7 protein-coding genes and 4 tRNA genes are annotated in these 6,109 nt (G+C 46.5%); 7 read left to right on the forward strand and 4 right to left on the reverse strand.

Annotated features, from left to right (window positions below; all coding sequences use genetic code 11):
- From UF06_RS13110 to UF06_RS13120, 3 genes are all read right to left on the reverse strand, one after another.
- On the reverse strand, positions 1-186 hold a 186-nt coding region (locus tag UF06_RS13110; protein ID WP_045570848.1), incomplete at its 3' end, for a helix-turn-helix domain-containing protein.
- A gap of 214 nt (positions 187-400) precedes the next feature.
- On the reverse strand, positions 401-1,741 hold the full coding sequence (gene pssA, locus UF06_RS13115; protein ID WP_045570849.1) for a CDP-diacylglycerol--serine O-phosphatidyltransferase: 1,341 nt from the start codon (positions 1,739-1,741) through the stop codon (positions 401-403).
- Between the two features lie 96 nt (positions 1,742-1,837).
- Positions 1,838-2,296 carry a GNAT family N-acetyltransferase gene (locus UF06_RS13120; protein ID WP_226971503.1) on the reverse strand — a complete coding sequence of 153 codons (459 nt, stop codon included), beginning with the start codon at positions 2,294-2,296 and terminating at the stop codon, positions 1,838-1,840.
- A 37-nt stretch (positions 2,297-2,333) separates the two neighbouring features.
- Between UF06_RS13120 and murB the strand changes: the two genes are divergently transcribed.
- Together murB and birA are read left to right on the forward strand one after the other, a co-directional pair.
- Positions 2,334-3,371 (forward strand): UDP-N-acetylmuramate dehydrogenase, encoded by a 1,038-nt coding sequence (gene murB, locus UF06_RS13125; RefSeq protein WP_045570850.1) that lies wholly within the window; start codon positions 2,334-2,336, stop codon positions 3,369-3,371.
- Positions 3,368-4,336 (forward strand): bifunctional biotin--[acetyl-CoA-carboxylase] ligase/biotin operon repressor BirA, encoded by a 969-nt coding sequence (gene birA, locus UF06_RS13130; protein WP_045570851.1) that lies wholly within the window; start codon positions 3,368-3,370, stop codon positions 4,334-4,336. Before murB ends, birA begins: the two co-directional genes overlap by 4 nt.
- An 11-nt stretch (positions 4,337-4,347) precedes the next feature.
- On the opposite strand, the gene coaA is transcribed toward birA, so the two are convergent.
- Entirely contained in the window at positions 4,348-5,271 is a 924-nt protein-coding gene (coaA, locus tag UF06_RS13135) for a type I pantothenate kinase (RefSeq protein ID WP_045570852.1), read from the reverse strand.
- Positions 5,272-5,483: 212 nt separating this feature from the next.
- Here coaA and UF06_RS13140 point away from each other — a divergent pair.
- The 5 genes from UF06_RS13140 to UF06_RS24505 form a co-directional block, all read left to right on the forward strand.
- Positions 5,484-5,559, forward strand: a tRNA-Thr gene (locus UF06_RS13140).
- Positions 5,560-5,605: 46 nt separating this feature from the next.
- A tRNA-Tyr gene (locus UF06_RS13145) sits at positions 5,606-5,690 on the forward strand.
- Positions 5,691-5,725: 35 nt separating this feature from the next.
- Positions 5,726-5,800: transfer RNA gene (locus UF06_RS13150), tRNA-Gly, on the forward strand.
- A 13-nt stretch (positions 5,801-5,813) separates the two neighbouring features.
- Positions 5,814-5,889: transfer RNA gene (locus UF06_RS13155), tRNA-Thr, on the forward strand.
- 92 nt (positions 5,890-5,981) lie between these two features.
- A partial coding sequence (locus UF06_RS24505; RefSeq protein ID WP_228842096.1) for a GTP-binding protein occupies positions 5,982-6,109 on the forward strand: 128 nt, incomplete at its 3' end.

Below are 6,109 nucleotides of genomic sequence, written 5' to 3' on the forward strand. Positions count from 1 at the left end.
TCCTTCTTCAAGAAAAGTGTGAACCCACTTATTAACACTGGTTCGGCTCACCATAAGAAACTTGGCGATTTGGGTGCGAGAGTGTCCATCTTTGAAATGAGCGAGGACCAGCAATCTCATTTTCATCTGAATAGATTTCTGCTGGCTTGCGAGCTTTTTAAAGTCGATATTATTGAGACTGTCCATAGCGAATAAGTTTTATCGTTGAATGGCCTCAATTAGATCACATTTTTACTTAGATTGGTATAAGCGTGGATGTCGGCCCCGGTAAGTCGTCCGCCCTGTGTATTATCAGCCTTGTCTTTTATGTATTGGCTTTCTAAGAGACAGGGTTGTTGTCTAAAAGATGAAAAATGGCCTTAACAAGATTAAGGCCAGAAGGGAAGTAGGAAAATTATGATTAAAGAATTCTCTTTAATACACCATCGGCTTTGATACGAGTGATCTTACGTACGAGCTTCTGAACCACCAGTGGATAGTCTTCGACTTTCTCTAACTGCTTGTATGTGCAGACGAGTTGGGTGTGCTGCAAAATATTTTCTATTTCAGCTTCAAATTTATCGGTTAACTGTGCGTAATCATCACGAATCAAGAGGCCGTTTTCTAGGTCTAGAGCCCAAGCGCGTGGATTCAAGTTATTACCAGTTAGTAGCATGTAGCGTTTATCCACCCAAATGCCTTTGAGATGGAAGCTGTTGTCGTCATGTTTCCAAAGGCGAATCGAGAGATTTCTTGCAGCAATCTGTGCTTCAAATGCCTTGGCAAATTTGCGTAGGTTAACTTCGTATAAATAGGGCAGACCGCCGATGGTCTTAAACTCTTTGTCTGGCGCGATGTAAAAATCGTTTGCCGTTTTATCACCTACCACAATGGTGACTTTAACACCGCGCTTGAGTGCTCGTTTGATCCCTCGCGCAATTTCTTTAGGGAAATTGAAGTAAGGGGTGCAAATGAAAATTTCGTTTTGCGCCGCTTCAATGAGTTTGGCGACATTTTGGTTGAGCAAGTTGCGGCGTTTGCCTAAGCCCACCAGTGGTGTGATGTAAAATTGGTCTTTTTCGGCCACTTGCCTGTCAAAATGGTATCGGGCTTGAGCCAGTGAAGAGCGCAGTTGACGTATCGCCGCTTTGATCTCTTTGGTTTCGGGTTTATTGCTACAACAAAGGTCGTTGACTGCGGGGTGTGCGATAATTTGCTGCTGTACAAAATTAACCATGCTGTCAGCTAATATCTCATTTTGAATCAAATGATAACGATCAAAACGATAGCGTTCGCTATATTGCAAATAGACATTATTGAGGCTGGCACCGCTGTAGATTACGGTGTCATCAATTACGAATCCTTTTAGGTGAAGCACGCCGAAGACTTCTCGTCCTCGCACCGGGATGCCATACACAGGAATCTTATGTTGATATTTTTGCGCATAAGCTTTGTAGAGTGCCGCATTACCTTCGGACTTCTCTGCGCCGATCAATCCACGTTGGGCTCTGTGCCAGTCAACACAAACATTGATATCAAGGCCGGGGTTACGTTGCTTGGCTTCATAAAGCGCGGTGAGAATTTCTCTTCCTGCTTCATCGTCTTCTAAGTAGAGCGCAACCAGATAAATACGAGACGTCGCTTTTGCGATTTCCTCCAATAAACGGATTCTGAAGTCTTTTGCCGAGTGAAGAACTTCCAGAGCGTCTGCATTTACAGCGACTGCCGGAAGCTGGGCAAACGGATTCCTGCTAGTCATCATATGGGGTGTATTACCTTAGTTATGTGCAGTATTGCGAGTTGGCCATTCTAGCAAACATCTTAAATTCATTGCCAGAAATGCTAGGGCTGTTTGCATTTAATCATCGATGAATTGCATTGGAATGAGATCTTTACCACTTTCACAGTAGCGCAGGTACCTGTGTTTCAGAGAGTTAGGGATAGCATCAACGTCAATGGTCTTAAAGCCATGCTGCGCATAAAAGGGCGGTAAATGCCGGTAAGCAAAGCAATAACAGTGATTTTTGAGAATACTTTCCTGGCAATAAGACAAAAGCGTGTGACCAACGCCCTGCTCTCTGTGCGCAGGGACGACTAACATACCAGTCAGTAATAAATATTCTTCTATCGGTTTAAAACGAACCAATCCAACTATTTGATTCTCTTTATAAGCGACAACAATGTGTTCTTCTTTTTTGGCTTTTGCACCGGGATAGTATGCCTTGTACAGTTTTTTCACCAAAGGGAGCTTAATGGGGTCTAGTCGTTCAATGCGGATTGTGTGTGCCATGGCGACTGCGTCTTGGGTTGAAGTCATGTAGAATGGCCTCAGTTTAAGTTACGACGAAGACCTCATGCAAATTCAACATCATGCTTCTTTAAAGCCTTACCACACCTTCGCCATCGAGCAGTACTGCGATCATTTGGTTGAAGTGAGATCTCTTGATGAGTTAATTGACATTTACTCGAATACCGCTTTGGCTGGATTGCCCAAGCTGGTGTTAGGAAAGGGCAGTAATATGCTGTTTACGCAGCCCTTTGCTGGCGTAGTCATTATTAATCGCCTGATGGGAAAGACGCTAACGCAAGATGACGAACACTACTATTTGTACGTCGCTGGCGGCGAAGATTGGCCGCAGTTGGTTAAATGGTGCGTGGAGCAAGGTATCGGCGGATTAGAAAATTTAGCCTTGATCCCCGGCTGTGCTGGTTCGGCGCCGATCCAGAATATTGGTGCTTATGGCGTCGAGCTAAAAGATGTCTGTGATTATGTCGATATCATTTCGCTTGAGGATTATTCGCCACGCCGATTGACTGCGGATGAATGTCACTTCGGCTACCGAGATTCCACATTTAAACATCAGTGGTATGGACGCTGTGTGATTGTCGGCTTGGGACTTAAGTTGAAAAAAAACTGGATGGCCGTGAACAGTTATGGTCCGCTTCAGAACATTCCCGCACATGAGCTGACGCCTAAGCGTATTTATGACACTGTCTGTCAAGTGCGTACGCAAAAGCTGCCAGATCCAGCACAGTTTGGCAATGCAGGCAGCTTTTTTAAAAACCCGGTCATTGATGCGCAGCACTTTGCTCATTTACAGAAACAGTTTCCGAACATCGTCGCCTATCCTGCGGGCGATAAAGTGAAAGTGGCGGCGGGCTGGCTGATTGAGCATTGTCAGCTCAAAGGCGTGATGATTGGCGGCGCGCAGGTGCATCCCGATCAGGCGCTGGTTTTGATTAATGCTGCTGAGTGCAGCGCACAAGATGTGATTGCACTGGCTGGGCTGGTGTGTGATCGGGTCTGGGAGACGTATCAAATCGCACTGGAACACGAAGTCCGTTTTATGGGGCGTCATGCAGAAACCACACTAGAACAGGTAAGACGATGAGAAAAGAACACACCGTTAAACTGCATTTACTCAGTAAGCTGGCGGATGGAGACTTCCATTCTGGTGAAGCGCTCGGGCAAGAATTGGGCATGTCGCGAGCGGCCATCGCCAAGCACATCAACGGTATGCAGGAATGGGGGCTGGACATTTATCGCATTCAAGGGCGGGGCTATCAGCTTGCACAGCCGTTATATTTGCTTGATGAAGCGCGATTACAAGCTGACAGCATGGCTTCCGTTGAACTGATTCCGGTGATCGATTCCACCAATCAGTACCTACTTAATCGTATCGGAGAGCTTGAGTCGGGCCATGTCTGCCTCGCAGAGTATCAGTCAAAAGGGCGTGGGCGCAGAGGTCGACAGTGGTTTTCCCCTTTTGGTGCCAATCTCTACATGTCTATGTATTGGAAACTGGATGCGGGGATGGCGGCCGCCATGGGGCTGAGCTTAGTTGTCGGCATTGCTGCGGTAGAAGCATTGGAATCGTTGGGCATACAAGGTGTCAAACTCAAGTGGCCAAACGATGTCTATTATCAGGATAAGAAACTGGCGGGCATTTTAGTTGAAATGTCTGGTCAAGCGGGTGGGGCGGCACATCTGGTGATCGGTATGGGGCTGAACATTCAGATGCAAGAGAGTAAAGACAGCATCGATCAACCATGGACAGCACTAAACCAGATTGATAGCGCGACGCCGATAGATCGCAACCAATTGGCTCTAGCACTGATGTGCAGCTGGCAGCGAGCGTTAAAAGAGTACGAATTGTGTGGTATGACTGGGTTTGTTGAGCGTTGGAACCGCTTAGATAACTTTCGCGGTCGTCAGGTCAAGTTGCTGATGGGCGCTCGAGAAGTGTATGGCGAGGTGGTTGGTATCGACAATCAGGGCGGGGTACTGCTTAGCTCGGCTAATGGGGTTCAGAGTTACCTCGGCGGCGAGATATCGCTACGCCCAGTGAACAAGTAAGCAGAAGGTTATTATTTCCTCACCAACACTTCTTCGACTGAGTGATTTGGCCCTTTTCGTAAGATCAACTGCGCCCTTTCTTTGGTCGGTAGAATGTTTTCTTGAAGATTCAACCCATTAATATCACGCCAAATTTGCTGAGCTTTGGCGATCGCTTGCTGTTCAGAGAGTTGAGTGTAGTGACTAAAGTAGGAACCGGGCTCAGTGAACGCACCTTTACGGAACTTAAGAAAGCGTTCGATGTACCACTGCTCAATGATCTCGCAAGGCGCATCGACGTAAATCGAAAAATCGAGAAAGTCAGAGACAAACACACGATGCGGATCATGGGGATAGTCCATGCCACTTTGTAAAACATTGAGCCCTTCAATAATCAACACGTCTGGACAATCAATACTTTTCAACTCATCAGTGATGTCATAAGTGATATGCGAATAAACCGGAACTGTTAGGTCTGGTTTGCCAGCCTTCACATCCGAGACGAACTGGACAAGGCGTTTCATATCATACGACTCAGGAAAGCCTTTACGGTGCATAATACCGCGCTCATCCAGTACCTTTTTCGGGTAGAGAAAACCATCGGTGGTGACTAACTCCACTTTCGGATGATTTTCCCAACGTGCAAGCAGTGCACGTAGCACACGGGCGGTGGTGCTCTTTCCCACAGCCACACTGCCTGCAATGCCGATCACAAATGGTGGGGCATGCTCTTCATTATTGAGGAAATTGTGCAGCACAGAGTTACGACTCTGCCTTGCTTGGACATAGAGGTTAAGTAGACGAGCCAGCGGTAGGTAAACCTCAACGGCTTCCTGCATTGTCAGGTTCTCATTGATCCCCTGCAACGCTTTTAAGTCAACTTCAGACAGTGTCATTGGCACTGAGTTGCGTAAATCAGACCAATTCGCGCGACTGAATGACATAAATGGGCTCATACTCTTCTCGCCATGTCCATTTGAATCCTAAAAGATGATGCAAAATACATCATGAACTCGAGAATGCAAATCACAATAGTAAAACTGCTGTTTAAAAAGCGAGATCTGTATGATTTTGCAGCAAATGATTGCCTTTAAACAAATTTTGGCGCTTTTTTGCAAGAAAGCTATTGCAAGCGAAGAGAACATTCACTAGAATGCGCTCCACTTATGCCGACTTAGCTCAGTAGGTAGAGCAACTGACTTGTAATCAGTAGGTCACCAGTTCGATTCCGGTAGTCGGCACCATTTTCTCTCGGAGTATGCTCCAAGCAAAGAAAATGGATAAAAATTTGGAGGGGTTCCCGAGTGGCCAAAGGGAGCAGACTGTAAATCTGCCGGCTCCGCCTTCGATGGTTCGAATCCGTCCCCCTCCACCATATTCTTAAGGAAATAGCTCTCAGAGTTACGTGTTGCGGGCATCGTATAATGGCTATTACCTCAGCCTTCCAAGCTGATGATGCGGGTTCGATTCCCGCTGCCCGCTCCACTCTAATTTGAGTGCTGATATAGCTCAGTCGGTAGAGCGCATCCTTGGTAAGGATGAGGTCGGCAGTTCGATTCTGCCTATCAGCACCAGCACTCTTGCGTTTCCTTTTGAGTACTAAATTCGCCATTATTGGTTGCGTGGTCATTCAAGCCACCTAAATCCGTACCTAGAGGGACAACTCATGTCTAAAGAAAAATTTGAACGTACGAAACCGCACGTAAACGTTGGTACTATCGGCCACGTTGACCACGGTAAAACAACTCTAACTGCAGCTATCTGTACAACTCTTGCTAAAGTTTACGGCGGTAA

This window comes from Vibrio sp. S234-5 (assembly GCF_000960595.1).
Lineage (GTDB): Bacteria > Pseudomonadota > Gammaproteobacteria > Enterobacterales > Vibrionaceae > Vibrio.

Coding starts and splice junctions, on each gene's coding strand:
- coaA (WP_045570852.1), bottom strand. CDS start 5,271: ATGAGCCCATTTATGTCATTCAGTCGCGCGAATTGGTCTGATTTACGC.
- UF06_RS13120 (WP_226971503.1), bottom strand. CDS start 2,296: ATGACTTCAACCCAAGACGCAGTCGCCATGGCACACACAATCCGCATT.
- murB (WP_045570850.1), top strand. CDS start 2,334: ATGCAAATTCAACATCATGCTTCTTTAAAGCCTTACCACACCTTCGCC.
- birA (WP_045570851.1), top strand. CDS start 3,368: ATGAGAAAAGAACACACCGTTAAACTGCATTTACTCAGTAAGCTGGCG.
- pssA (WP_045570849.1), bottom strand. CDS start 1,741: ATGATGACTAGCAGGAATCCGTTTGCCCAGCTTCCGGCAGTCGCTGTA.